This is a genomic window from Otoolea muris (genome assembly GCF_943193115.1).
Classification (GTDB): Bacteria; Bacillota; Clostridia; order Lachnospirales; family Lachnospiraceae; genus Otoolea; species Otoolea muris.
In genome coordinates this window covers 1-25,821 of record NZ_CALPCY010000021.1, presented here as the reverse complement: position 1 = coordinate 25,821, position 25,821 = coordinate 1, and the positions used below count along the sequence as shown (strand labels likewise).

Below are 25,821 nucleotides of genomic sequence, written 5' to 3'. Positions count from 1 at the left end.
CCTCTTTTATCGGTTCAGCCGCTTCTGTCCTCCCGCCGGGGCAAACAGATACCTCCAGAACTTTGCAAATGCCTTCGCTGTCCTGACCAGGTCATCTTTGCTTGTCAGGCATTGCCCGGCCTTCATCAGTATATATCCCGGCCTTAAGTAAAACTGCTTTCTTGCAATATTACAGAAATCAACCAAATCCTGCGCTGACAGCTCCTCTGTCTCAATGACGCAGTTGTGCTCCCCGTTCTTCTGCAGCCAGTCCCTGTATGACTTTGCCTTAATATAATGGTTCGATTTCGCCCATTCATAGGCTTCTGTCCCCGGATACACCATTAGCGGGAAAAACTGAACCGTATCCATTTTCAGGGTTTTTGCAAATCTCAGAGTCTCATAAAGCGTCTCTTTCGTCTCACCCGGATTTCCAACCATAAAACACCCGTGGATCCGCATCCTGGCTTTTTTGGCTGCATCGTTAAATTTCCTGGACTGTTCGAGCGTGATGCCTTTATGCATATTATCAAGGATCTTCTGGCTTCCGCTCTCATAGCCGGTGACGATCAGGCGGCATCCGGCCCTGCGCATCAGAACCATCGTTTCATAGGTCAGCGTCACCCTGCACTCCGCGACCCATTTCAGTTTCACCCTGTTCTGGATCATGAGCCTGCAAAATTCCTGCACATTGTTCTGATCCACCGAAAAATTGTCGTCATCTATCAGGATTTCCTTTACATCCGGAAAATGCGCCGCAACATACCGCACCTCGTCAAATATGTTTTTTGCGCTTCGTTTCCGGTACTTCTTTCCAAACATGACCTGTGAATACATACAGTACATGCATCTTGAGGGGCATCCCCGGCTTGAAAAAAAGCTGACGGTCGGGTAACTGACATGCGCATAAAAATAATCCCTGTAATCCAGGTATTTTTCATATACCCTTGTCACAAACGGGAGCTCATCCAGATTTTCGATATATGGCCTGTCGCCGTTTTCCTTCAGAACCCCATTTTCACAATAACTGATGCCCTGCACGTCGGAAAGCTCCCTGCTTCCCCCGATCGCCTCTGCCAGTTCCGGAAGCGTGTAATCATATTCATGCCTTGCAATAAAATCCACGAAATCAGCGCGCCTGGGGAGTATCTCCGGAACGGTTGCAGACACGTGCGTGCCTACAAGGCATGTCTTTACCTCCGGCATCGCTTCTTTTATCTTCTTTGTAAATGCGAGATCACTGTTGATCGAACCCGTCGAAGTATCGATCACGACGAGCCCCGGCTGAAACTCCTCTATCATTTCAAGCGTCTCCTGCCGTTTCAGCCGCCTGGCAGGCGCGTCGATGATTTTCAGCTCATACCCCTTCTGATCCAGGACGCCGGCGGCATAGGACAGCCAGAGAGGATAATATACCGTCGCGCTCTTTGTGACCGCAGGGCTTCTTGAGCTTTTGGAATACCGGTCCAAAAACGGCGGGTTTAAAAGTAACACTTTGATCTTCATCTGGTTATTCCTCCTCTTTGTATACCGCGCTGCTGCCAAACATCCTCTTTTTTATGGCATTTGCCAGATAACACGCTTCATAAATGAGGCTTTCGGCTGCTGACAGCTTTTGAACCTCTCTCAGACAGTGGTAATATCTCTTGGCATTATTTAACTTATTTCCGGATTTGGAATTCCCGGCCACGCGGTAGCTGGCCAGATTTTCATCCAGGCCGTATGCCGTATATCCCAGCTTCAGATAATGCATCCATGTCAGCACATCTTCAAGATACCCGGATTCCACATGAATCTCTCCGATTTTCGAGCGATCCATCATCACCGTCAGATTGCCGATAATCGTGTTTCTTAAATACTGCCTGTACCGGACGCTGTATGGCGCGCGAAACACTCTTCGCTTCAAATCCGCGGAGCTTTTAAATGTCTCATACGAAGTGAATGTAAACGCAAACCCATGTTTCATCATAAACTCCGTCTGTTTTTCCAGCTTCTGCGGCTTCCACAGATCATCTGAATCGAGAAACGCAATCCATCTGCCGCCTGCATTCGCGATAGCCAGGTTCCGCGCCGCTGCCGAACCGGAATTATGTTCTAACGAAAACAGCCGTATTCTGGGATCAAGCCGCGCATACTCTCCCACAACCTCCGCCGTATGATCCGTCGAAGCGTCGTCCACAATCAGCATTTCCCAATTCTGATACGTCTGTTTTCTTACGCTCTCAATCGTTTCCCCGATTGTGCCGGCGCAGTTATAGGCAGGCGTAATAACGGACACAAGGCCCGGCCCCGCCTGCTGCCCCTTACATATCTCTTTCCCTTCCGAAGCCCGGATGGAATCCTCCAGGCTGCAGACACGGTACTCCAGTCCCCTGTAAACCGACAGCGTCTGAGAATACGCATTGTTTCCAAACGCTTTCTTCACCAGCCTGCCTGTTTTCCCCGGAATATGTGAGCCAATCGCCACTGCCGCAGTAAGCAGGGAGGAAAGCGTAAGCTCTCTTCCCGCCTCCCTTTTTATCGCCCTGGCCAGTTTTGCCGTACTGCTGTATTCCTCGTTCTGCGGAAAATACACGCCGCTCTCCCCGCTCAATATCAGCAGGCAGAGAAATTCACACAGATTATCAATATAAAGCATGGAACGGCAGTTATCCGCGTCCGGGAAAACCGGCAGAGCCCGGGCCAGCCTGCGAAGCGCCGGATAGTTGCCCTTGCATCCGCATCCATAAATCATCGGAGGGCGCAGAACCGCAACCGCAAAGTCTTTGCTCCCCAGCTTTCTGATTTCTTTATCTGCCTGCCATTTGGAATCCCCATAAAAATTGGCGGGGCAGGGAAGCGTGTATTCATCGATCATCCTCTGTCTTTTGTACGGGTATGACTCTCCATAAATAATCATAGAGGACATGAATACAAACTGCCGGACGCCGGACGCCTTCGCGGCTTTCGCGGCCTCAACCGCCAAATCCCGGTTGACAGCATAGTAATTTTGTCTGGTTTTTTCATCTGCCTTTCCGATATCTGCATGCGCGATCCCGGCGACATGAAAGACCGTGTCATACTCAGAAAAATGGGATTGGCGCCAGGCAGGATCCAACATGTCCGCCGTATCGACGGTCAGAGACGGATAATGGCTCGAAGCATAGTTCCGAAACGCTTCTCCGACATACGATCCGGCTCCTGTTATCAGGACGCGTCTGGGGACATGTTTATCAATGTGGAAGCTCTTTAAATGCCCGTATTCCTCAAACCCGGCCTCGGACTGGTTTACACGGAATTTTGTATCTCCCTCTGCCACGCCGCGGCCGTCCGCAACGGATTGAAAGGTCCGCGCAAAGCACCGGGCGTCAAATAAAAATGCCTTGATTCCCCCTTTACGCAGCATCCTGCAGTACACCCCGTCCAGCTCTGCCTTGTCAGGGATTGTCAGCTCATCCCTGCCGTTTAGCTGCGCCCATCCGGTCAGGCCCGGCATGACGCTGTTCGCGCCATATGCTTCCCTCTCTTCTATCAGATCCGTTTGATTCCACAAAGCCGGCCTGGGACCGACAACGCTCATTTTTCCTCTGAATATATCCCAAATCTGCGGCAGCTCATCCAGGCTGTGTTTTCGCAGAAAACGTCCGGGCTTTGTGATATATTGCTCCGGATGCTCCAACTGATGGGTCGGGACGTCATGGGGCGTATCCATCCGCATGGTGCGGAACTTATGCAGATAAAACAATTTCTTATCTTTACCCACTCGTTTTTGTGTAAAAAATACGGGCCCCGGATCATGAAGGTATATCACGGCAGCGATGACTGCGCCAAACGGCGCAAGCGCAATGAGGCCGGCAAAGGACAGCATTTTATCAAGGAGAGGCTTCACAATCGTCTCATAGAATGATCCGCGCTCCGCGCCGGATAACGAACGTAAGGGAAAATCCGTTTCAGCTCCAGAACGAGATTGATTTCCACCGACAGTTCCCACAGACTCATTGTGTTTTTCCGCTATTACAGACAAACAGGCATAAAGACAGGAAAGTCCCATTAAGCCAATTGCCATTTTTTTTCGTTTTCCTCTGTTATTTCCCATGAAAATCTGTATCTCCCATACCTTTTTTATATCCGCTGCGGAATAATAACGGTTCAGACTGCCTAAGCCGTTCTGGCAGTTATTACAATCGTTTTACGGCAGCCCCTCTGCACTCCCCTGTTTTCTTAACTGCTTTTATCCTTTCATGTTGGAACATCCTGCTCCAGCGTTACGCCAAACAGTATCGGCTGAATCCGGTTAAACAGGGCGGTTTCCACCAGGGCAAACCGCTTGTGCAGGTTCAGTTTAATAATCCGATCCAGATACCCGCTCAGAATCCCCTCCGCCCGGATAATCTGTTTTTCCCTATCCAGCGTCAGCCTGGTGATACCCATAGGCTGCTCCAAAGCCTCGCCGCATACATCTTTTAAAAATGTCAGATCAGCCGGCTCCACAGGAGTGACGGATGGAAACTGCGGAAAATCCCTGGACCGCTTCAGCTCTTTTTCCAGAGATTTGGGGCAGGCTGTCCGAATAAATAAATACCCAGGAAACAACACCTCCTCTGGAAAATGCAACGCCCCGCCGGAACGAAATACCTTTACCTTCTTTAGAACCCGACACTGCTCCCAGAGAGCAGGCGTAATATTCCGCTTTAGCAGATCCGCGGCCTTCTCTTCCCTTCCCGGAAACGTTTTTAAAACATACCATTGTTCCATTGGCATACCCCTTCCGGCATTGCAGCCATACCTGAATTTCGTAGAATACCTTATTCCACGAAATATGACATGTGAAAACTTTGATTGAAATCTGATTGTTTTGTCTGGAAAATAAAATTAAGATATATAAAGAAATTAATTGAAATTTTTAAACATATCTGATAGAAAATCCCATTGAAATAACGGAAGAAGCGTAGTATAATAAAGAAAAATTTCTTAGATTAAGGTATTCTACGAAACCCGGCGGTAATTTCCAGTCATCAAAGACTGATGCCGGCCTGACAAATCATTACTTCCTGTTGAAAATAAGCGCGCGAACCATAAAGCAGGCTTATTTCCCCATTTATCTGATCAGTTCATCAACTGCATCCGGCAATGTTATTATCGCATATTACTTTCACGACAGCAAAAATCACAGGAACCAGGCACAGGACGGCGTCTCATGCTGTTTGTCTGTCCGTAACCTCCCCGCAGGCAGAAAAAGCGCCGGCAAAATGGTTTTTACTTCCATTCTGCCAGCGCCCTGTTCTGCGTTGTTATTGTTGTTATTGTTTTTCTGCCGTTATTTCAGTTTCATTCCGTCCTGAAAGGCGTTCCCCACCTTTTCGCCCAGCTTCAGATAGGCATTGTTTACCGGATCAAACACAATGGGTTCCAGCTTTGCTGGGTCAATCTTTCCATTTTCGCCCAGAATGTTTTCATCTGCAGAAACAAAGTTCTTTCAGGCCGGAAAGAGCAGCCGCGTCCGCCAGCTCTTCTTCTGCCTCTTTCCATTTTTCCTCTGCCATCCTTAATTTACACAAAACCTCTGTTGGATAACTCAAGTATAGCAGACCTGCAGCCTTTAATCAATGGCCTGTGACTCCTGCCGCCGCTCTTTTTCCTTTTCCGGCAGCCAGCCGCGCCGGATAACTTTTGCATTTCTTTCTGCAGAGCATTGTACATCCGGACAAAATCAGCTATACTTTAAGAAAGAGACAGTATGGTTTTTTCATTCAGGCAATAAACTATCCTTTTCCTTCATCACGATTCACAGGAAGCAGGCCAATGAGGAACCGTCGTTAAATTGGGGAGGCACACGCACAAATGGACGACATACAGCAGAAAAAACCGCTTCTGCCGGATCCCCCGGCGATTGAAACAAAGAAACTTTTATCTGTGTTGGCAGGAATTCTGCTTTTAACAGCCTGCATGATCTTCCAGCGGCTTTACGGGGGCGTGGAGATGCTCCCGTCTGCTGACGTTCCGTTCCCCGAGGAAATACCGTCCTGCCAGTGCAGCCTCGGGCAGGAAAAGGAATCCCGCTATCTTACCTGCTGTATCAGGCGTTCCCTGCGGCTGCAGAAAACCGAACCCGACGCGCCATACCTGGGGTTTACGCTCCTCTCCGTCAAAGGATCCACAGTCCAATGGAACACACTGATCGCAGCCAGGCTGCATGTCTCATTAGAGCTTTACGGCAGTGTGGATGGAAATGATATGATGCGCCAGCTCCAGGCCGGCCGCTACCCAATCGCCCGGGTGCGCGAAGGCGGCCTGGGCGCCTTTCACTATGTCCTGATCATCGGTGCGGAAAACGGCTCGTATCTCTGTTTTGATCCGATACAAAGGCGTCTGAGGCCCCTCTCGCACTATGAAAACAGGGTGTATGAGGTTCTGTATGCGGATCGGAACAGGCAAAAGCCCGGGAACCTCCCTTCCTTACCTAAAAATGCCGGTAAGTCAACATCCCCGCTGCAAGCAACGGGGCGTCAAACTTGCAGCGCTACAGAGTAGCGGGGTATTTGACCTTCGCGGCAGTCGCCAAATATGCATGCAGGCATGCCCACTTGGCTCGTTGCTCGCGGGAATAAATCCGCCCTTTTGTTCATATGTTACGCCATACTCCCAGAATAATAGTTTGAAATCCTGCAGCCGTTCAGAGGCGATCTGAACGGCTGCAGATTCTTTTCATCATCTCCTCAGCTATCCTCTCCCCGCCTCTCCCGTCCACCAGCGCCTGCTCCCTGCGGCTTATTTCATTTAATTTCCCTGCATCCAGGTATAACATCTCGTTTATCCTGCCAGCCAGGTTCTTTTTAAAAGAATCTCCCGCACGGCAGTCCCCCGCATACATCATATACCCGGCGCTTTCAAATTTCACTGCATTCTCAATCTGATTATCCGCCAGGGCATACGTAATCGCCGGCGTGCCGCATGCGCATATCTCATAAAGGGTCGAACCGCCTGCTGACACAGCCAGATCGCAGCCTGCCATCAGCGCGCTCATTCTCTTCACATTTTTATAAACCCGCAGGTTTGGAAGCAGACAGGCCCGTCTTTTAATCTCTTCCTGAGCCGGGTTCAGCGGCCCGATCACTATGTGGAACAGGATATCCCGCCGGTTCTCTTTTTCAGCCAACTTAAGGAAAAACAGCGTCATGCCCGCCGGATCCGCGCCTCCGGATGACAGGAGTATATTCTTTATGCCCGTGATATGCCTTGAAGGCATATGCCTGAATTCCTCACGCAGCGGCGCATAGGCAGGACCCAGCATCACAACCGTCCCTGTTCCCTTATAAAGGCCGTTATACCCCATATCTGCTGAAAACAGGTTGTAATTGATAACTGCATGGGCCGGATACCGAAACGGCTTTAAATCATCAAAGCATACCAGATATACATGCCGCTTCAGTTCCTCCAGGTAAGGGATTGTGACAAAATAACTGTCCGCCACCAGAAAATCCGGCTTGTATTCTTTTATCAGCCGGAGCAGCTGCGCCATTTCTCCCTCCGGATTCCTCCACTGCGCATCCAGGCAGAGATTTCCGTATCCTGACCGTGTGATCAAAGCCTCCATTGAACGGTCGGCTGTAAGAAAGATACATTCATACCCCTTATTTTTAAACACAGCCGCCAAAGACAGGCAGCGCATCACATGCCCGCTTCCAATCTCTGCATTTCCGTCCGCACGGAAAAAAATCCGTCTTTTATCTTTTCTTATGCTGAACACCCGCTTTCTGTATACATTTGCTTTGGAGCGTGTCTGGAGAATGCTCCAGCATTTCCAAAAAATCGCTTACCTTTATATCATATCCCCTGTAAAGAATTTCTTTAAAGTACATCCTGTCCTTTACTGCATGGTAGCTGCCCTGCCCTGTCGGCGTTTTGCGAATCCCCTCCCAGCAGGAATAATACCGGAACGCATTTTTAAGCAGCTCTTTCGCCGCCCTGTCCAGCCCCGCGTTCATATAGTGAAGCGTTACACCGCGCGGCGTCTGAACAATAAAACTCCAGATATTCGGATCCGCGCCCCTGTTCCAGGGCAGGTATGAGTTGTGGATATTTACCGCATTATTCCCCAGCGCGTTAAGAATCTCTTCCGTAAGGATATATCTATACATGTAACTGACTGTCAAATCAAACCGGTTTGTCCGGAGCCATTCCATATCCAGCTCTTTTTCCACAGGACCGTCTCATGCCCCATCCATTTAAGCCATGCAAACAATTCTGCCGCACAATCATTCTGATACAGGCACAGGATCCTCATGCGGCATACACCCGGCGTCTGCCGCCAGGACGGCACAGGCTTACTCTATACCCTCCCCCGCAGCTGGAACCATTTCCCGAAGGAGCATAAACCCTTCTGCCATCTGAAAGCCTGCGCTGCTGCCGCGCAGGGCCGCCAGGGCCCGCAGCGCTTTGGGGCTCCTTGGATGAGGGTACAAAGCGCTCTCGCTGCGATAGCGCGCCATTCCCCTGATTTTTGCTTCCAGCGTGGCCGTCACGTCAAAAAATACATTTGGGACAAAAGGCTCCCTGTATGTATAGTTCCACTCCGTGGACGACGGCGTTTCAAAAGCGTAAATCCTCTGTACGCAGCATCCCCCGACAGGACGGCTGGCTGTCAGAACTGCCTCACAGGTGAGCTGGTGATCAATATTCAAATCCCCATGATGATGTGTAAAGATCGTATCCGGACCGTATTTTTCAATAAAGCGGCCGACTGTTTTAACGATATCCAAAAGCTCCATTCCATCCATCCGGTTATCGGGAAAGCCGCAAAAATCAATGCTGGCGTATCCAATCTCCCTGGCAGCCGCGCAGGCGTCCTCCCTCAGGCTCTCAAGTTCCTGCGCGCAGGTATCTTCCCTCTTTTCTCCCCGGGAGGTCAGCCCCTCCGCCAGAATCAGCGCGCGCACGCATGCTTTTTCATCTGCAAGACGGCGCGCCGTGCCTCCCACTCCTAACAGCTCATCGTCCGGATGTGCCGCTACTACCAAAACATTCTCCATATAAGCTCCCTCTCTGGCAACCCTTCAGATAACCTCTGGACAGTTACACAAATTCCGCATCTGCATATACGGTACCGCCGCAGAATCTCGCATTCCGGAAATAAACCCGCCTATCCCCAAACAGTTTATAAGCCGCCGGATACCCCTCCCCGTCCAGCATCCGGATATAGTCATATAACTGCCTTTGTGTCAGGCCGTCCGGAATCTCGCTCTGCTTTGGCGTACGGCGCTTAAATGTTACCGCTTTCCCGCTCTGTTTTTCCGGAATCAGCGTCTCCTCTATAAAACGCGGGATCATTTTAGTGTATATAATTTCAGACCCCCTTTGTAAAATTTCATCCGCATTTCCGGAACTTAAATCAAGCGGTTCCTTCAGATAAATATCCCCCTGATCGAGCCCTTTCACAGCCCTGATTGCGGAAATCTTTGTGTGGTAGATTCCCCTGGCAAGCAGGTTTTGCAGGGGGCTTCCCCCTCGCCCAAAAGGCAGATCCGTCATGTGGAATACGATGCACTTAAAATTTTCATAAATATTGGCTGGGATCATCCATGACCAGTGCGGAAAGAAAATATATTCCGGATACGCTTCCCTAACGAACGCCTCCGTTAATCCATACGGATTGGTAATCACCTCAAACCGGTGTTCCGGATATTTGGAAATCAGCTTTTCTGAGTTTCTGATGTTCCATGACTTCGCAGCGGCAACCAGGTAACAGGACATTCTTTTACCCCTTTCTGTATTCCCAGAATATTTCACTGGAATCTTTTAGAGAAAAGCCGGCTGACACCGCCGCTTTTCTGGAGCTGATATTATCTCTGTGGATCCTTGCAGTAAACACTTTAAGCTTAAAGGTTTCTTTGCCAAATAAGCACAGGGCGCGGATCATTTCCATACTGAGGCGGCGGCCCGTATAGTCCGTATTCCCGATGGTATAGCTGATTTCCGAGCGGCCTGCTGCCTGATCCATGTGAAGAAGCGCTACAAATCCAACGGCTGTATCTCTGTCTGACACAAGAAAATCAGCTCTTGAAGGATCCTTTAAATAGCTGTTTCTGAACCATTCCATGTGAGCCTCTCTGGTAATGGGAACCGGATTACAATAATATCGGATCCTATCCGGCCGGCTCCTCCAGGAGACAAGCGTTTCTGTATCTCCTAACTGAATCGAACGGTACTGGAGGCGCTCCGATTCAAAATACCATTCCTTCTTCATTTTTCCCCGCCCCGCAGCCTTACTTTACCGGAAACCTCTTCCTCAACCGGTTCTCCCCTTCCTATATCACATGGGGATTTCTTTCCGATGAGCTCTTTATAATACTTCGGCTTCATGCCATATCCCGGCCGGATCACACGTATATTTTCCTCTGTAAATTCTTCTCCTTTCCGGATATCCTTTACGGCAAACACGCTCCGCCGGAACACAAGGGAGCTCCTCTCTTCCTCTGTGAGGGTGTAATCTCCCTGCCTGGCAATCATCTTTGCGCAGGTTACTTCCCGGACCATCTCTGCAAAGCCGTCCATTTCCATACTGAACTCCGAATCCGCGCTGTCTGTGCCCGGCAGCTTCACATGCTTTTCCACCACACAGGCCCCTAACGACGCGCCGACCACCGCTCCCAGGCTTCCCATGCTGTGATCCGAAAGCCCGACCGGCACGCCAAAACGCGCCCTCAGATCCGGGATGTCCCCCAGATGCATATCCTCCCATTTCGCCGGGTATTCGCTGCAGCATTTTAAAAGCACAACCCGGCTGTTACCCATGCGCCGGCATGCATCCACTGCCTCCCGGATCTCCTCCGGGCTGCCCATTCCGCAGGAAAGAATCATGGGCTTTCCCATAGAAGCCGCATACTCAATAAGCGGGATATCCACCAGCTCAAAGCTCGCAATCTTAAAAGCCCCCACACCGAGCCCCTCCAGGAAATCAACTGCCTTCCTGTCAAACGGCGTGGACAGAAAATCCACGCCGCACCGCTCACATTCCTCTTTAATCGTATTCTGCCACTCGTACGGCGTTCCGGCATGTTGGTACAGGTTATAAAGATTATACCCGTCCCACAGCCCGCCGTGGATACGGAAATATTCGTTATCGCAGTCAATTGTCATGGAATCCGCCGTATACGTCTGTATCTTCACACAATCCGCGCCGGCTTTTGCGGCCCGGCGGACGATCTCCAGCGCATATTCCAGCTTTCCTCCATGGTTGGCACTCATTTCTGCAATAAAGTACACCTCTCCCTGGCCGATTTTTTCATATAAATGAAACATTTCACATTCTCCCCTTTTCCAGAACAGCCCTGTATTTGATTTCCGCAAGCTTCCAGTCCGACAGTGTATCAATGTCCTGGACCTCTTCCTCCGGAACAATAAACGGGATCGTCCCGGGCGTAATCAGTGAACCGCACCTGCGGAACGCATCCGTTTCGCAGATGTAAAACTGCCCGCAGTCATGGTAAAGCGGCTCCAGATCCTGGCTGCGCGCGCGTTCATATTCCGGATACTGATATTTCAGCTTTCCGCCGTGGATGACAACCGCTCTCTGCGGCGGGTATCCGAAGCGCACAACCGGCATAAGCGCATCAGCCCCCCTCTCCTCCAGTTCCCGCATCGCGCGCCGCAGCTTGTCTCCTGTAACAAACGGGGCTGTCGGATACAGGCAGCACAGCCGCCCGAAGCTCCTGCCCTCCTTCTCATAGCTTTCCAGAACCTCGGCCAGGACATCCGCCGTCGTGGCATAGTCATCGCTTGCCGCGGCGCTCCTGAAAAACGGAACCTCAGCGCCGTATGACATGGCAATATCCGCTATCTCCCGGCTGTCTGTAGAAACCATGACCTTCTCAAAAATCCCGCTCCCGAGAGCGGCTTCTATACTATATGCAATAATCGGTTTTCCGCAAAAATCCCGGATATTTTTCCCAGGAATCCGTCTGCTGCCGCCCCTGGCTGTTATTATGGCGATTGATTTCATTACACTTCCTCTTCATATACAAACTGATTCAGACGGGTTTTCATTTCATGTTCCGTCTCTTTTTTTATAATCAGATCCGGGCTGTGCCCAAATACGATACAGTTATCCGGAATCACCGCATCCCTTATGAATGCATAAGCCGAAATTTCCACATTATTTCCAATCCGGCTGTTCCCGATCACACTCGACATGGGGTGCAGCGCAACATTCCGGCCGATGGACGGATAAATCCCATGGTTGTTCCCAACTGTACACCCCTGTGAGACCACAAGCCGATCCGAATATACTGCGCGCCCTAACACAGACCCCAGCGGATGATCCGCAAAAAAGATATCCGGCAGCTCCACTTCGTAAAACCAGTCCACCGAATGAAGCATCTTATTCAGATAATAGCTTTTTTCCGCCAGCTCCCTGTTCCCATCCAGAAATGCAAGCCTTGAAAGAACATAAAGGAACTGGGCATACTGCGCGCTCTGGAATGGGGAAAAATACCCCCCCCCCGAGCATCCGCGGTAATATTTATTGGTAATCCTTAAGAAACAATATTCCAGTTTTCCCAATACTCTCTCCATATACGGATCCACCAGTTCTGCGCAGTTAAATAAAGAAAGCTGCCTGTTTGCCAGCACACATAGTCCATCCCTTGAAACCGCCAGCTCCAGTCCCATAAACCGGCCTCCCTCCATAATTCTTATCCTTTATTTCCGAAAATAGCGCATCACCTTCCTGACCGCCCGGATCACGCCTTCCACATCCTCATCCGACATCCCATAATACAGCGGGATCGTGATCAGCCGCTCATAAAGCGCCTCCGCATTCGGGCACAGCCCCTTTTTATACCCCAGCCTCTGATAATGGGGAAAATAATACACAGGTATGTAATGCACATTACAGCCAACATTTTCAGCCTCCAGGGCGTCGTATACTGTCTTCCGGTCCGTTTTGAGAAAATCCAGGTTTACGTTCAGCAGATATAAGTGCCGCACTGTGTCAGACTCCGGTATCTCCTTCTGTACGGTAATCTCCTCCATCTCCCCAAACGCCTGATCATAGCGCGCTGCAATCTCCCTGCGCCTCTCCGCAAAACGCCCGATTTTGTCTAACTGGCTCAAAAGGAGCGCGGCCTGGATATCGGTCATACGGTAATTCAGTCCCAGATCAATCTGCTCATAATACCAGCCGCCCTCCGGCGCGCGCTCCATCCACTCCTGATTTCTCGTAATCCCATGCGCCCGGAACAGGAGCAGCTTTTTATAATATTCCTCATTGTCTGTCATCACCGCCCCGCCCTCGCCCGCGGTCACAGTCTTTACCGGGTGGAAGCTGAAGGTCGTCAGATCCGCAATCCCGCCCACCGGCTGCCCGCTGTATACTGTCCCAATGGAATGCGCCGCGTCCTCAATCAATACTAGGCTGTGAGCCCTGCAAATCTCCCGGATTTCCTTAAGCTTCACCGCCTGTCCTGTAAAATCAACCGCAACCACAGCCTTTGTACGGGGCGTGATGTTTCTCTCTATTTCCTTTGGGGAAATATTCCACGTTTCCGGGCCGATATCAGCAAACACCGGCTTCGCGCCGCAATACAGCGCGCAGTTTGCCGAGGCCGCAAAGGTGATTGGCGTGGTGATCACCTCGTCCCCCTCTCCAATCCCGGCCGCTATACACGCCGCGTGCAGGGCCGCCGTCCCGTTGCTGAGAAGTACAGCATGCCTCGCGCCCGTTAATCCGCACAGCCGGCTTTCCGTCTCCCCGACCTTTGGCCCGCATGTTAAAAAGTCCCCCTTCAGTACCTCTGCGACCGCCTGAATATCCGCCTCGTCGATATACTGGCGGCCATAGCTGATTTTCTTTCCCAATTCCGGTTTTCCGCCGAATAATGCCAGCTTCTCCATCGTTTTCCTCCTGTTTTTTATTATATACTCCTGGGAGCGCAGTATTCTTATGATTCATGCCTGTCCAGATCTGTTTTTAACAGCTTCCTGATCGCTTCCACGTCCAGCCACTGTGTATTCGTCCCGGAGCTGTACTCAAACTCCGGCTCTGCCGGTTTTCCTCCCGGGATGATATCCTTCATCCCCCACCAGTCATAATGCGGATAGACGATATAGTGCCTGTCGTACTCATAGGTGTGAAGGGAATCCTCCCGTGTCACCATGATCTCATGCAGCTTCTCCCCCTCCCGGATCCCGACCTCCGGCATCCGGCAACCCGGCAGCATGGCCTGCGCCAGATCCGTGATTTTAAAGGAAGGGATTTTGGAGATGAAGGTCTCGCCTCCCCTGGCTTCTCCAAGCGCCTTCAGCACCAGCTTCACGCCTTCCTCCAAGCTGATCCAGAAACGTGTCATACGGTAATCCGTAATCGGGAGTTCATTTCCCCCATGATCAATGATATTTTGGAAAAACGGGATCACAGATCCCCTGCTCCCGGCCACATTGCCGTAACGGATCACGGCAAAACACGTCCCGTCCTTCCCGGAATAGGCATTTGCCGCTGTAAACAGCTTGTCTGAAACCAGCTTCGTGCCGCCGTAGAGGTTGATTGGGTTCACCGCCTTGTCCGTAGACAGGGCGACCACCTTTTTCACCCCGGCGTCCAGGGCGGCGTTGATCACATTCATGGCTCCGTTTACGTTGGTCTTGATGGCCTCATTCGGGTTATACTCGCAGGCCGGCACCTGCTTTAAGGCCGCGGCATGGATCACATAATCCACATCCGCCATGGCCCTTGCAAGCCGGCTCCCGTCGCGGACGTCGCCAATAAAAAAACGGAGCGCATCCGCATGCTCCCGATACCGGTTGTTCATATGAAACTGCTTGAATTCATCCCTGGAATAAATGATGATTTTCTTTGGCTTATAGTGTTTTAAGGCATAGTCTGTGAAATGATGTCCAAAGGATCCTGTGCCTCCTGTAATCAGTATGGTTTTGTTGTTTAACATATTGTATCCTCCGTTTTTTCTAATATTTTAATACGGTTCTTTCACATTATTTTTTAATTATTATATTTCTAAAATCAAGCCCATAATATCGAACGCTGGCATATATCACACAGCTAAGTAATATAATTTTTAATGTAATACAATAAGTAAAGCTGATGTTATGGATCACTCTGCTGATGAACAAGAGCAATAGCACTGCCATAATGTAAATTATATCTTTTTTTATGTAATATCTGTTATACTTTCTTTTATCAATCTGATTATACAATAACCCGACAACAAACAGTTGGCCTGAAAAAACAGCCCATCCCAGTCCCCCCTCTCCTAAAAATTTTATCAATATACATGTAAATACAACTTCTGTTGCCAATCCCATTAAATTTGATGGAAATAAAACATGGGTTTTATTTTCAACAATAATCAAATTTACAATCTGGCCTTTTAAAACTGAGACGAGATAGCCAATCGATAATACCTGAACTATTTTCCATATACCCCAGTATTCTTGCGGTAAAAACAAAAGTGTTAATTCCCTGATAAATAATCCACATCCAAAACAAAAAAAACCGCCAATAACCATCATATAATTCTTGATTTTTTTACAAAACAATGGATATTCTATATCTCCTGTTCTCCCATATATTTCCGGTTCCAACGATAGAGAAATGGATTGTGTAACCATTCCAATTGCACTAGAAACAGATGTTCCTAATGAGTAAACTCCTACCTGGGATAATGACAGCATCTTATTAATAATAATATTCATAATCATAGGTTCTGAAACCTGAGTTAAATCTGCCGGCATAATAGGAAGCGAAAACTTTAACGCTGAAATAAGCCTGATTCTCCTTATTTTCCATTTAGAATTCTTTAACATATATATAATAAAAATCATACCTGTTATAAATGAAGCAATCAGATCAGAATAATATCTTCCCATTATCCCGGTATTTTTATAAATCACAAAATATAATCCACATCCATATATTAAAACTGTTTTAACAAAAACCAATAACAAATAATATATACTTTCGCCTTTTACACGGAATGTCCGCATTGGAATAATTTCCAAACTATTAAAAAACTGAGCGGCCACTGCAAAAAACATATATGGATAATATGGAATTGACTTTTCAAATAATTTCCATATTCTTTCCCCGCCAAAGTACACTATAAAAGAGAAAAAGAAATTCCAAATCACCAAAAACCAATATATCGTTCCATTGAATTCTCCCTTATCGTGTGCCTCTCCATAAAAGCGTAAATAGTATGCGTTTAATCCCATTGCTGAGCCTATAGACATTACCGTTGTTATGCTTAATGTAATAGCATATATTCCCTGTTCAGCAGGAGATAAATGATATGCATAGACCGGTATAATAAGCATTGCACATATTTTAGGGATTAACATCGACAAAATATATAAGATTGTACTTCTATAATATTTTTTATTCACTTTTCCTTTATTCCCTGTATGCCAACTCCTGAATCTTCTTTACCATATTTTCTTTTGATACATCGCCCAGTATTTTTTCCCTGGTTTCTTGAAGAAATTTTTGAAAATCATCTGGTTTTTTGATCATACAATCATATATTTGTTGAAACTGATCTATATTTGATATATAACATGCTTCTATACCTTTATAATTATCACGGCCTTCTGTATACCGGAAACAAGGTTTTAAATAGTATATTGCTTCTAAAAATACCGTAGAATAGCATGTCAAAATAAAATCCACCCTATGTAACAATTCATCAATAGTTTCACTTTCTTTTGAAATCTCCAAAATATATCTGCCTTTATATTTTCTTTTCATGCCTGATGTCGGATGATATCTTATAATAAATTTCATAGACCATTTCTCACATATCTCATTAGAAAGCCCAATCAATTCATCATTAAATGATTTCTCAACCGGACCATCCAAAATAACTGCAAATATTTTTTTATCACAATTATTCTTTGTTTCTGCATTTTTCCCAATCGTCTGCGGCATTCCTACCACTACTATTTTTTCTGGCGGAACACCGGATTCTGTTGCGATTTTTTTGCTCCATTTACTGTTAGCCAAAAAATACTCAGCTTGCAGCTCCTCAAAACAAATACTCCCTTTTGGAAAATATCCGTGCTGAAATGTTGCTGTATGAATTTTCTTTTTCGATCTTTGTATTAAAATCGAATTATGAACCGGAAGATCAAAATATACAACTAATAGAGAGGCCCTTTCCATATCTATGATTTTTTCTAAACGTGCTGCTTCTGAAGCGCCCCTTGCCAACCTGGCGAGCAAATCAATTTTGAAAAGTAGTGGCATCTTTAAACTTCTTATCTGCCAAATCCATACTATTATATAAAAATAAAAATATACATTTCCGGCCTGAATTCGTTTATTCTTTTTAGAAGGACATATTATTATTTTTTTATTCGCAAATGATTCAGTAATATGAAAAAAAGCCTGTATATGATCTTTCCTTTTACACATATGACTGTCAAACAAGAAAACTATATCCGCACTTTCCCCTGTCACTGTGTATTTAAAATTGAACATTACAGCGCATAAATTTTTTATACATTCCTTTATAGTTATCTTATTATTACTAATTATTTCCAAGACAAGAGCTGAACCAATCTTGATTCTATCCATCTTCCAGAAATAATATCCATTCAATAAATCTACATATTTACTATCCATGTTCTTTAAGCTCCCAATATTTTTTCAATATCTTTCTAAATACTACTTTATACAGGGATGGAGTTAATATTTTAAATGTATTATTAAAGTATTCCCTTACAAAACGCTCATTCTTTATAGCAATATCCTTGCTTTTATCGTTATATGTTTTTAAATACTTATTTACCTCCAGTGACGAATTTCTCATTAATGCAATATTATTTGATGTACTTTTATAATTTCTGTTATGTGAATATAATTTTTCATAATTGAAAACAAATTTGATATTATCTGATAATAAAAGTACCCAAAGAAAATAGTCATCTGCCCCATTCGTTCTAACGATATTACTAATCCAGAATGAAGGAATACAATCTCTCCTTATTATGCATTGTCCAGGTGAAATTATTTCATTCCACAAAGCATAACTCTTAATATTCCCTGTCATCTCTAATGCTTTTGCAGATGTATAAATGGGAAGTTTTCTTTTAAAACTATTATCGATCCCGTTGCACACAACAACTCCATTATCTTTAATCAATGTTAATTGTGAATAAAAGTACTCTACTGCTATGCTGTCATCCTGATCTAAAAATACGATATAATTTCCTGTTGACGCCTTCAAACCTCTGCATCTCGAATAATGTATTCCTCTGTTTTTATCATTTTTAATATAAATCACTTCAATATTGGAAGAGCTGCTTTTCTTATCAATTATTACTGATTCTTCAGGGCTGTCATTTATAATAATAATTTCAAAATATACATTAAAATGCTTTAAACAACATTGTATAGATTCATTTAACATTCTATATAAATCAGATAAATATTTCTTTCCAAAATATATTGGTATAATGATAGATACTTTATTCATTTTTTACCTCTATATCCTATTATTTCATTATCTATTGTTTCTAAATGAAGTTTTAATAATGCAAAAACAATCATCATATTTTGCCATAAAAAAATACTATACAGAGAAGGAAGAAAAAAAGCGCAACATAAAGTGGCTAAAGAAATTGCCAGTCCAATTGAACATCTTTTTTTCCATGATAAAAAAAACGGCATTAATAATGACGTTCCAATTGTTAATAATCCTATGATACCATAGTCACTTAATATATCTAAAAAGGCATTATGTGACTGTAAATTAATACGCGCCCCATACTCCATTCCCAAGGCCAGCATACTATTTGTCCCACGTCCTGTAATAGGGCTTGTAAGAAATATCTTTACTGCTGTAAACCATAAATTCAACCTTAAGCTATTACTTCCATCATAAAAATTTCTAACATTAAATCTCGATGTTATAAAATCGGGTAAAAATACAACAAAGCTTATTATAAAAAGACAAAGTAAAATGTTTAATACCACAAAATATCTTGTTTTTTTTAGTCTGTTTTCATAAAAATGAATAATAAAGCAAGCTATAACTGATGAAATAAATGCTCCGCGAGAGCCCGTAAACAATATGCCTGCCAAAGGAATTAAACAAAAAAATATATCCCGGCATTTAAATCTGTTTAACTCACAGTGATAGAAATTGATTATTAATGGAACTATAAGAGAGGCCGCTAAAAAATTAGGATCCATTTGTTGACCCGCAAATGTAACAGTATATCTGTTTGGATCCTTTTCCAGATTAAATCTCTGTACCGCCATCTGTAAGACGATAAAGTAACTGGATACAACATACATCTTTAATATAAACCGAAGCTCAAAGGGTTTAAATTTATAGCTGGAAAATATTATAAAAACCAATACCGCCACTACAAAATAGAAAAATATTTTTAATGTTCCTGTATACTGTGCTATAAAAATATAGCTCACAATCACATATATAAGAAATAATAAACATAAAATATATACGCTTTTATAATGGTTTCCATTTGTTTTTCCTCTTATCAATGCCCAAAGAGAAAATATACAATATAAAGGAGCCATATGCCCAATTATATACCAGCCAAAAGGATTAAAAAGAATTCCAAAAAAAGAGATGGAAAAAATAACTGTCTGCAAATCAATATGAGCCGTTCTTTTCATCTTATCCCCTGTACACATCCAATAATATATCCGCCTGTCTGTTTAACTCATAGCCTCTTGCTGCAAAAGCATGTCTGATAAAGCCTTCTTCTCTTCTATCTGTCATATTACATTTCATAATTTCATCAGCCCATTGTTTCGGATGATCAACTGGCAAAAATTTTACATCCTCAATAACTTTTGTTTCTGGAGACATCTTATCAGAGAAAACGCATTTAACACCTGACGCCTGAGCTTCTATAGCTGTAAAACTCAATCCCTCATAAAAAGACGTCATACAAAATACATCAAATACAGAATACCATTTTTCTACATCCTCTCTTTGTCCTAAAAACAAAATTTTGGACTTTAAACCTAATTGATAAACATATTTTCTCAATTTTTCTTTCAATTCTCCTGTACCGGCAATAATCAAAAAAGCGTTTTCGCATCTACTTGCAATAATAAAGAATACATCAATTAAAAAAAATAAATTTTTTTGCTCCGTGAGCCGTCCCACGTTTCCAATTACAAATTTATTCTCCAACCTTAATTCCTTTCGTATATTGTCTCTTATATCCTGATTGTATTTATATTTTTCTGTATCTACTGCATTGTGTATTAGTTTAAATCTGTTCTGATTTATTACCTCTTCAGGATACATCCATTTGGCTGCAAGTGTACTGCATGCCAGAAAATCAGTAGCTAAATATAGAATAAGCCTTCTGTTCATTTTATGTAATATTTCTCTTGTAAGCCCTTCTGTTTTAGAATTATGAGAATGAGCTATTATTTTTTTTACTCCACATATTTTACAAACTACCAATGGCAAAATATTCGCGGCAGAAAGCATATTAATATGAACTGTTTGATAATGATTCTTACATAGTAGCTTATACAGTTTTATGATAAAGCCGACAGCATTTTTTTTGATGTCCGGAAGGTAAAATATGTTTCCACCCATTTTTTTTATCTCATCTTCATATGCAAGGTGCTCATACATACAAACAAAGTCATATTGTATTCCAAAAGGCTTCAATATCCTATAATAATTCATCACAAAGCTTTCTATCCCTCCCGGCAAAAACGAAACTCCAATTTGCAATATTCTCAATAAAATCCCCCCTTATTCTGCAGATACCAAGCCTCCCAATGTTCCAATCCCATAACTCAAATGTAAAACAAAAAATAACAAAGGCAGCGCCAAAAACAAAACCGTTCTTTTTTCTTCCTTTACACAAGCCGCTGCCGTCATCAAAAGCGTAACCAGCACATAGCATCCCCACATTACAGCCGCTATCTGCCAGACTCCAAAAAAAGCCAGCGCAGAGGTCGCCATAACTGCAAAAACAAAAAGGAATGGGATCATATGATACCACGAAATACATCCCGGACATATTTTTACTGTTTTTCCGATCCAATAGCCGTTCCTGTTCTTCTGGGCGCTCAGCTTTTTGAAACTGGGCCTTGTCTCCCTGTATGATACGATATCCGGATTATAATAAAACCTGTATCCTTCTTTCCGCATCCTGTAATGCATTTCATTATCTTCTGTCCTGTAAAGCTGTTCATTAAAACCACCTGTCTTTTCAAATACCTCGCGGCGGTATGCCCCAAATGCTAATGTATCCACGAATCCCGGTCTGTCCTGATGCCTGAATGCCGCAATACTTCCCCCAAACATCGAATTTTCCGCTGCATTCAGGACAGCGCTCCACGGTGTCTCATCCGGAATATAGTTTTTCACTTTCCCGCCGCAGATATCACAGCCGCTGAGAATACACTGTATATTCTTTTCTATAAAATCCGGAGGAACCGACGCATGCGCATCCAAACGTATGATGACATCGCCCCTAGCCTCTGATAAAGCGACATTCCATCCGCTCGCCTGAATCATCTTAGGATTATCCAGACATACGACCCTCTTAAAATCACTTGCAGAGGCGAATTCCCGCATCACAAGCCTGGTTTTATCTGTGCTGATTCCGTCAACCAGAATGACTTCTGTTTTCTTATGATCATAGAGCTGATCTTCCAGATTTTTCAGAAGCACAGGGAGGGATCGCTCCTCATTTAACGCTATGATAATTATTGATACCTCTAAATAATCCAATTCTTCCCCTCTCTGCATGTTTATGTATGCGCCACCAACTGTGCGCACAGCTACTTCGCCAGGACCGCTGCCACAGTCTTAAGCATAATTCCCGTATCCTTCCAAAAGCTGAAATTTTCAATTGCCCGTAAATTATATTTCATTTTTTCCGGCAGGATCTGCTCAATATAAATCTTATCCGTATTGCCGCCTGCGCCAAGCAGCCTGCTCTCATCCCTGTAGCAGATACTTGCCTCTGATGTCACGCCTGCCGGGAGGAGAAGCGTTGCAAACATCTCCTTCTTATAATGTTTTACATATTCCGTCGCTTCCGGGCGCGTTCCGACAAAGGTCATTTCACCTTTCCAGATGTTAATTAGCTGCGGTATCTCATCCAGTCTGTATCTCCGGAGTGTTCTTCCTATTCGTGTAATCCGCCTGTCCCCCCTGACTGTAATCAATCCGCCTTTTTTATCAGCGCTCTGAACCATGGTCCGAAACTTATAAATGCAAAATCTCCTCCCGTACTGTGTTACTCTCTCCTGTGTATAAAAAACCGGGCCTTTGGAATCGCATTTGACCATAACCGCCAGACATAAAAAAAGCGGCGCAAAAAGCGCCAGCATAACAGAAGAAACTGTAAAATCAAATATCCGTTTTAACACAAGTTCCGGCTGGCGTCTGCCCAGCAAAAGATAGTAATGCCGGATTTCCTCTGTCCGCATAAACTCCGGCAGTTCCTCCCATTTACAAAGTATCATGCGCTCCTCCGGCCAGCTTAAAATAACATTTCTGAAACACATTGGTTACCCATCCGGCCTGTTCGTCTGATAAACAGGTGTGAAGAGGCAGCGTAATTTCATTTTCAAACTGATGGTATGCGTTCGGATAATCCTGAATGTCAAATCCCAAATTCTTATATGCTGTATGCATGGGAAGCGGTTTGTAATGGACATTGGCCGCCACGCCCATCTCCGCCATATCCGTGATCAGGCTGTTGCGGAATTCCTGTCCCTTTCCCAAAAGACGGACCATACACAGATGCCGGCTGGAATGATAATGATCCGCATCGTGCTTCAGGATCTCCACCGGCAAATCTGACAGGGCCTGTTCATAGTGTGTCAGAATCTCCTTTCTCCTCCCCAGCATTTCTGTATAACGCTTTAGCTGAGCCATACCGATCCCCGCGGCAATATCTGTCATATTGCATTTATACGCAAGTGAAACAATATCATATTCCCAGTCTCCCGGTTTTATTTTTGCGAGCGCATCCTTGCTCTGACCATGTAAGGACAACAGCATAAACTGATGATACATCCAATCATTATCAACTCCCGGAATCTCTCTCCACACCAATGCGCCGCCTTCTGCCGTCGTCAGATTTTTAACCGCATGAAAAGAAAAGCTCGTAAAATCCGCCGCCTCGCCGCAATTTTTCCCCATTCTCGTTGCGCCAAAAGCATGGGCCGCATCGGCAATCACTATAACGCGCCCGAACGCGCCCTGGAGCTCATTGCCTGCATGAAACTTATGCTTTTTATTTTTGACGATCTCAAAAATCCGATCATAATCACACATCACGCCTCCGATGTCCACCGGAATAATTGCCTTCGTTCTTTCCGTAACCGCTGCCTCCAGCTTATCATAATCCATTTCATATGAACCCGGGGCCGTATCGATCAGCACCGGCTTAGCTCCCACATGGTATATCACGCTGGCGCTGGCTGAATACGTATAAGCGCTGGTTATCACCTCGTCCCCAGGGCCAATTCCCAGAAAATGGAGAGCCAGCTCCATACAGGCCGTAGCGGAATTTAAGCATACCGCTCTGGGCGCATGGACAAAGGACGCGATATTTCGCTCAAACTCTTTAGTCTTTGGTCCTGTTGTAATCCATCCTGAGAGAAGCGCTTCCTGAACCTCATAAATTTCTGCCTCTGTAATATCCGGCGGTGAAAATGGAACCTTTAACATGTGAATCCTCCTCTTTTAAAAATAGCCTCTTTTTCCGTAACAGTTCAGACAAACTGAACCATTACCTTTTATCCCCTGTTTTGTTGCTCCCTAACCGTATTGTTTATCCTGTCTGAACCGTAATGCCTCAGACCCGCCCGGAATGTTACGGTTCAAGCAGGTTCCGAACGTTATTTCTTAATCATTGAAACACCTTCTCTTTGTCTCCTGCCAGCCGTATCTCCAGAAGCGCGGTCTCTGCCTTCCTTCTCACCATGACAACCTTAACCTCACTGTCCCCCTCCATCCGCAGTCCCGCCATTCCTCTCAAGTCCAAACAGTACAGTCTGTTCCCGGCGGCCCATGGTCACACGCACCACCGCATAACGCTTATGGAGGTTGATCCTCTCTATCTGCTTCTCAAACGCCTTCAGGGGACCCCGGATCCTCCAGCCATCCCCTGTATCCCCGGGCTGCACTGAGCTCAGCCTCACCAGCCAGCGCTTCCCGGGATCCGGGGAAGCGTCTTCCTCCTGTTCCATCCGGCAGATGGTTTTCAGGAAATCTTCTTCCCCTTCCTCCACTGCCGTAAATTCATACCGCCCGTTCCCTAAAAGCCTGGCATAGCCCGGCGTTTCCTTCAGCTTCAGAAACAGTTCCTCCGGCTGCATGGTTTCTACAAACACATAGCCCGGGAAAAGCGACCTCACCTGCGTCTCCCATTTCCCTCCCAGCCGCTTAAGCCATTCGGCCCTGATAATAAAGCAGTCGTAAAAGCGATCCCTGCCCGGAAGAGAGTTTAACCGGAGGCGCAGATCCTCCTCTTTTCCAGTCATGGTCTGGATGACATACCACATAGCGTTTCCCACACTCCTTTTGCAATTGGGTGACAGCTCAGACAACTTAAACTGCTACGGCATCTGCCCATAAAAAGCTCTTCGCGGCGGGGCGGACGTCTGCTTGCCGCGTTTTCGCACAGTCAGCGGAACAGGTGCGCAGACCTGTCTGAACTGCCACAAAATGGGGAGCCGCACAAAAAAGCTCAGGCTTCGCCATCTTTGCAGAACAAAACGTCTCCAAAGCCTGCCCGGAAATCTTTGCGACTGCCTCCCTGTATTCCCATTCCCGCGCCCTGTTTCAGTATGGAATGGAAATACGGGGTTGTAAGACGCAGCGCTCAAACGTCCCCTTCATATGTGGATACGGCCAGCCTGCATGCCTCCATAGCTGTACAGCCTGTTTCCCTATCCCTGTCGTATTTCTTGCATGATTTCGTTGTCTTATATCAATGTTTCATTTCATAATTAAAGGCACAATCATTCATTTATATGAACTTCCTGTACCGCAATCCCGGCCCAGATGACAGCCTTCCTGCGCGCCAGGGGAACCTCCAGCCTGGCAAACCGCCTGTGCCAGTCGATCTTAAGAATCTGTTCCGCCCTGTCCTTTAACGGCCCGCGCACAAACCGATCCCTCCCGCTCTTCCGGTCCCGGTAGCCATAGGATATCGGCAGGATGCGCCGCTGCCCGCAAAGCTCCCTCAGGCGTTCTTCCTCTTCCCCATAAACCGGAATCAGCCAGCCCGGCTCCTCCATGGGCCTGTAAAGTCCCGTTCCCGCATACCGCCCAAGCTCAGCCGACAAAAGCTCCGGCCGGCTGCTTTCTAAAAAGACATAGCCAGGAAACATCATGCGTATCACCGGCTTCCAGGCCCCGCCCGAACGCCACAGTCGCTCGCAGCGGAACAAAAAGGCATCCTCCATCGCCTTCGGGGACACAGCCCTGCGGCAGGCGCGAAGAACCGTTTCCTCCTTCCCGCTTTGGCACTGAAGCACATACCACATCAGAACCCACTCCTTTCCCCCATACTATCCCTGACCGGGGATTTCGTAGAATACGTGATTCTACGAAAAAAGAAGTTTGAAAATTTCAATTAAAATCTGATATTTTGATCTGGAAATAGAAATTAAGAAATTCATAAAGATATGAATTGATATTTTTAAACATTTATGATAGAAAATCCCATTGAAATAACCGGGAAAGCGTAGTATAATGGATAAAAATTTCTTAGAATCACGTATTCCACGAAATGAGCCCGCCCCTGTTTTTTATAGTAAATGACGTTAATTCTTTCCGTTTGACTCTAGGAAAAAGAGCATAAAGTAGCAAGCTTGTCATTGGGCTT

Annotated in this window: 25 protein-coding genes; 1 reads left to right on the top strand and 24 read right to left on the bottom strand. The window is 45.7% G+C overall.

Annotated features, from left to right (window positions below):
* Positions 1–6: 6 nt before the first annotated feature.
* The 4 genes from NFS31_RS13680 to NFS31_RS26885 all read right to left on the bottom strand — a co-directional run bounded on the left by NFS31_RS13680 (position 7) and on the right by NFS31_RS26885 (position 5,537).
* Positions 7–1,485 carry a B12-binding domain-containing radical SAM protein gene (locus tag NFS31_RS13680; protein ID WP_251495984.1) on the bottom strand — a complete coding sequence of 493 codons (1,479 nt, stop codon included), beginning with the start codon at positions 1,483–1,485 and terminating at the stop codon, positions 7–9.
* Positions 1,486–1,489: 4 nt separating this feature from the next.
* Positions 1,490–4,024, bottom strand: coding sequence for a sugar transferase (locus tag NFS31_RS13675; protein ID WP_251495982.1), 2,535 nt, complete (start codon positions 4,022–4,024; stop codon positions 1,490–1,492).
* 173 nt (positions 4,025–4,197) lie between these two features.
* Positions 4,198–4,713: a transcription termination/antitermination NusG family protein gene (locus tag NFS31_RS13670; RefSeq protein WP_251495980.1), complete on the bottom strand. Its 516-nt coding sequence runs from the start codon at positions 4,711–4,713 to the stop codon at positions 4,198–4,200.
* 698 nt (positions 4,714–5,411) lie between these two features.
* A complete protein-coding gene (locus NFS31_RS26885; protein ID WP_275563893.1) occupies positions 5,412–5,537 on the bottom strand; it encodes a hypothetical protein in 126 nt (41 codons plus the stop codon).
* Between the two features lie 262 nt (positions 5,538–5,799).
* Between NFS31_RS26885 and NFS31_RS13665 the strand changes: the two genes are divergently transcribed.
* The gene (locus tag NFS31_RS13665) at positions 5,800–6,489 is read left to right on the top strand and encodes a hypothetical protein (RefSeq protein WP_251495978.1); all 690 of its coding nucleotides are present in this window, start codon (positions 5,800–5,802) and stop codon (positions 6,487–6,489) included.
* Positions 6,490–6,631: 142 nt separating this feature from the next.
* Here the strand turns inward: NFS31_RS13665 and pseG are convergent, their stop codons facing one another.
* The 20 genes from pseG to NFS31_RS13565 all read right to left on the bottom strand — a co-directional run bounded on the left by pseG (position 6,632) and on the right by NFS31_RS13565 (position 25,480).
* Entirely contained in the window at positions 6,632–7,705 is a 1,074-nt protein-coding gene (gene pseG / locus NFS31_RS13660; RefSeq protein WP_275563892.1) for a UDP-2,4-diacetamido-2,4,6-trideoxy-beta-L-altropyranose hydrolase, read from the bottom strand.
* On the bottom strand, positions 7,683–8,159 hold the full coding sequence (locus NFS31_RS13655; protein ID WP_251495976.1) for a formyltransferase family protein: 477 nt from the start codon (positions 8,157–8,159) through the stop codon (positions 7,683–7,685). Before NFS31_RS13655 ends, pseG begins: the two co-directional genes overlap by 23 nt.
* A gap of 123 nt (positions 8,160–8,282) precedes the next feature.
* Entirely contained in the window at positions 8,283–8,987 is a 705-nt protein-coding gene (locus tag NFS31_RS13650) for a PIG-L deacetylase family protein (RefSeq protein ID WP_251495974.1), read from the bottom strand.
* Positions 8,988–9,030: 43 nt separating this feature from the next.
* Positions 9,031–9,708, bottom strand: coding sequence for a formyl transferase (locus tag NFS31_RS13645; protein WP_251495972.1), 678 nt, complete (start codon positions 9,706–9,708; stop codon positions 9,031–9,033).
* Between the two features lie 4 nt (positions 9,709–9,712).
* Complete coding sequence (locus NFS31_RS13640) at positions 9,713–10,201, bottom strand: GNAT family N-acetyltransferase (protein ID WP_251495970.1); 489 nt, start codon at positions 10,199–10,201, stop codon at positions 9,713–9,715.
* Positions 10,198–11,256: a pseudaminic acid synthase gene (gene pseI / locus NFS31_RS13635; protein ID WP_251495968.1), complete on the bottom strand. Its 1,059-nt coding sequence runs from the start codon at positions 11,254–11,256 to the stop codon at positions 10,198–10,200. The genes NFS31_RS13640 and pseI overlap by 4 nt, the downstream gene beginning before the upstream one ends.
* A 1-nt stretch (position 11,257) precedes the next feature.
* Entirely contained in the window at positions 11,258–11,956 is a 699-nt protein-coding gene (gene pseF / locus NFS31_RS13630) for a pseudaminic acid cytidylyltransferase (RefSeq protein WP_251495965.1), read from the bottom strand.
* A complete protein-coding gene (locus tag NFS31_RS13625; RefSeq protein ID WP_251495963.1) occupies positions 11,956–12,624 on the bottom strand; it encodes an LbetaH domain-containing protein in 669 nt (222 codons plus the stop codon). The genes pseF and NFS31_RS13625 overlap by 1 nt, the downstream gene beginning before the upstream one ends.
* 30 nt (positions 12,625–12,654) lie before the next feature.
* The gene (gene pseC, locus NFS31_RS13620; RefSeq protein WP_251495960.1) at positions 12,655–13,848 is read right to left on the bottom strand and encodes a UDP-4-amino-4,6-dideoxy-N-acetyl-beta-L-altrosamine transaminase; all 1,194 of its coding nucleotides are present in this window, start codon (positions 13,846–13,848) and stop codon (positions 12,655–12,657) included.
* A 47-nt stretch (positions 13,849–13,895) separates the two neighbouring features.
* Positions 13,896–14,897: a UDP-N-acetylglucosamine 4,6-dehydratase (inverting) gene (pseB, locus tag NFS31_RS13615; protein WP_251495958.1), complete on the bottom strand. Its 1,002-nt coding sequence runs from the start codon at positions 14,895–14,897 to the stop codon at positions 13,896–13,898.
* 46 nt (positions 14,898–14,943) lie between these two features.
* Positions 14,944–16,353, bottom strand: coding sequence for a lipopolysaccharide biosynthesis protein (locus NFS31_RS13610; protein WP_251495956.1), 1,410 nt, complete (start codon positions 16,351–16,353; stop codon positions 14,944–14,946).
* A 7-nt stretch (positions 16,354–16,360) separates the two neighbouring features.
* Positions 16,361–17,590 carry a CDP-glycerol glycerophosphotransferase family protein gene (locus tag NFS31_RS13605; protein ID WP_251495953.1) on the bottom strand — a complete coding sequence of 410 codons (1,230 nt, stop codon included), beginning with the start codon at positions 17,588–17,590 and terminating at the stop codon, positions 16,361–16,363.
* Positions 17,583–18,443: a glycosyltransferase family 2 protein gene (locus NFS31_RS13600; RefSeq protein WP_251495951.1), complete on the bottom strand. Its 861-nt coding sequence runs from the start codon at positions 18,441–18,443 to the stop codon at positions 17,583–17,585. Before NFS31_RS13600 ends, NFS31_RS13605 begins: the two co-directional genes overlap by 8 nt.
* Entirely contained in the window at positions 18,440–19,612 is a 1,173-nt protein-coding gene (locus tag NFS31_RS13595; RefSeq protein WP_251495948.1) for an O-antigen ligase family protein, read from the bottom strand. Before NFS31_RS13595 ends, NFS31_RS13600 begins: the two co-directional genes overlap by 4 nt.
* Position 19,613: 1 nt before the next feature.
* A complete protein-coding gene (locus NFS31_RS13590) occupies positions 19,614–20,705 on the bottom strand; it encodes a glycosyltransferase family 1 protein (RefSeq protein WP_251495946.1) in 1,092 nt (363 codons plus the stop codon).
* 12 nt (positions 20,706–20,717) lie between these two features.
* Positions 20,718–21,704: a glycosyltransferase family 2 protein gene (locus tag NFS31_RS13585; RefSeq protein WP_251495943.1), complete on the bottom strand. Its 987-nt coding sequence runs from the start codon at positions 21,702–21,704 to the stop codon at positions 20,718–20,720.
* Positions 21,705–21,754: 50 nt separating this feature from the next.
* Complete coding sequence (locus NFS31_RS13580) at positions 21,755–22,444, bottom strand: sugar transferase (RefSeq protein WP_251495941.1); 690 nt, start codon at positions 22,442–22,444, stop codon at positions 21,755–21,757.
* Complete coding sequence (locus tag NFS31_RS13575; protein WP_251495939.1) at positions 22,431–23,657, bottom strand: DegT/DnrJ/EryC1/StrS family aminotransferase; 1,227 nt, start codon at positions 23,655–23,657, stop codon at positions 22,431–22,433. The genes NFS31_RS13580 and NFS31_RS13575 overlap by 14 nt, the downstream gene beginning before the upstream one ends.
* Positions 23,658–23,926: 269 nt before the next feature.
* On the bottom strand, positions 23,927–24,493 hold the full coding sequence (locus NFS31_RS13570; RefSeq protein ID WP_251495936.1) for a transcription termination/antitermination NusG family protein: 567 nt from the start codon (positions 24,491–24,493) through the stop codon (positions 23,927–23,929).
* 459 nt (positions 24,494–24,952) lie between these two features.
* Positions 24,953–25,480: a transcription termination/antitermination NusG family protein gene (locus NFS31_RS13565; protein WP_251495932.1), complete on the bottom strand. Its 528-nt coding sequence runs from the start codon at positions 25,478–25,480 to the stop codon at positions 24,953–24,955.
* Positions 25,481–25,821 lie beyond the last annotated feature (341 nt).

Excerpts from the sequence above, each read along its gene's own strand:
- NFS31_RS13680 (WP_251495984.1), bottom strand. The coding sequence starts at position 1,485 with ATGAAGATCAAAGTGTTACTTTTAAACCCGCCGTTTTTGGACCGGTAT.
- NFS31_RS13675 (WP_251495982.1), bottom strand. The coding sequence starts at position 4,024 with ATGGCAATTGGCTTAATGGGACTTTCCTGTCTTTATGCCTGTTTGTCT.
- NFS31_RS13670 (WP_251495980.1), bottom strand. The coding sequence starts at position 4,713 with ATGGAACAATGGTATGTTTTAAAAACGTTTCCGGGAAGGGAAGAGAAG.
- NFS31_RS13665 (WP_251495978.1), top strand. The coding sequence starts at position 5,800 with ATGGACGACATACAGCAGAAAAAACCGCTTCTGCCGGATCCCCCGGCG.
- NFS31_RS13650 (WP_251495974.1), bottom strand. The coding sequence starts at position 8,987 with ATGGAGAATGTTTTGGTAGTAGCGGCACATCCGGACGATGAGCTGTTA.
- NFS31_RS13645 (WP_251495972.1), bottom strand. The coding sequence starts at position 9,708 with ATGTCCTGTTACCTGGTTGCCGCTGCGAAGTCATGGAACATCAGAAAC.
- NFS31_RS13640 (WP_251495970.1), bottom strand. The coding sequence starts at position 10,201 with ATGAAGAAGGAATGGTATTTTGAATCGGAGCGCCTCCAGTACCGTTCG.
- pseI (WP_251495968.1), bottom strand. The coding sequence starts at position 11,256 with ATGTTTCATTTATATGAAAAAATCGGCCAGGGAGAGGTGTACTTTATT.
- pseF (WP_251495965.1), bottom strand. The coding sequence starts at position 11,956 with ATGAAATCAATCGCCATAATAACAGCCAGGGGCGGCAGCAGACGGATT.
- NFS31_RS13625 (WP_251495963.1), bottom strand. The coding sequence starts at position 12,624 with ATGGGACTGGAGCTGGCGGTTTCAAGGGATGGACTATGTGTGCTGGCA.
- pseC (WP_251495960.1), bottom strand. The coding sequence starts at position 13,848 with ATGGAGAAGCTGGCATTATTCGGCGGAAAACCGGAATTGGGAAAGAAA.
- pseB (WP_251495958.1), bottom strand. The coding sequence starts at position 14,897 with ATGTTAAACAACAAAACCATACTGATTACAGGAGGCACAGGATCCTTT.
- NFS31_RS13605 (WP_251495953.1), bottom strand. The coding sequence starts at position 17,590 with ATGGATAGTAAATATGTAGATTTATTGAATGGATATTATTTCTGGAAG.
- NFS31_RS13600 (WP_251495951.1), bottom strand. The coding sequence starts at position 18,443 with ATGAATAAAGTATCTATCATTATACCAATATATTTTGGAAAGAAATAT.
- NFS31_RS13595 (WP_251495948.1), bottom strand. The coding sequence starts at position 19,612 with ATGAAAAGAACGGCTCATATTGATTTGCAGACAGTTATTTTTTCCATC.
- NFS31_RS13580 (WP_251495941.1), bottom strand. The coding sequence starts at position 22,444 with ATGATACTTTGTAAATGGGAGGAACTGCCGGAGTTTATGCGGACAGAG.
- NFS31_RS13575 (WP_251495939.1), bottom strand. The coding sequence starts at position 23,657 with ATGTTAAAGGTTCCATTTTCACCGCCGGATATTACAGAGGCAGAAATT.
- NFS31_RS13570 (WP_251495936.1), bottom strand. The coding sequence starts at position 24,493 with ATGTGGTATGTCATCCAGACCATGACTGGAAAAGAGGAGGATCTGCGC.
- NFS31_RS13565 (WP_251495932.1), bottom strand. The coding sequence starts at position 25,480 with ATGTGGTATGTGCTTCAGTGCCAAAGCGGGAAGGAGGAAACGGTTCTT.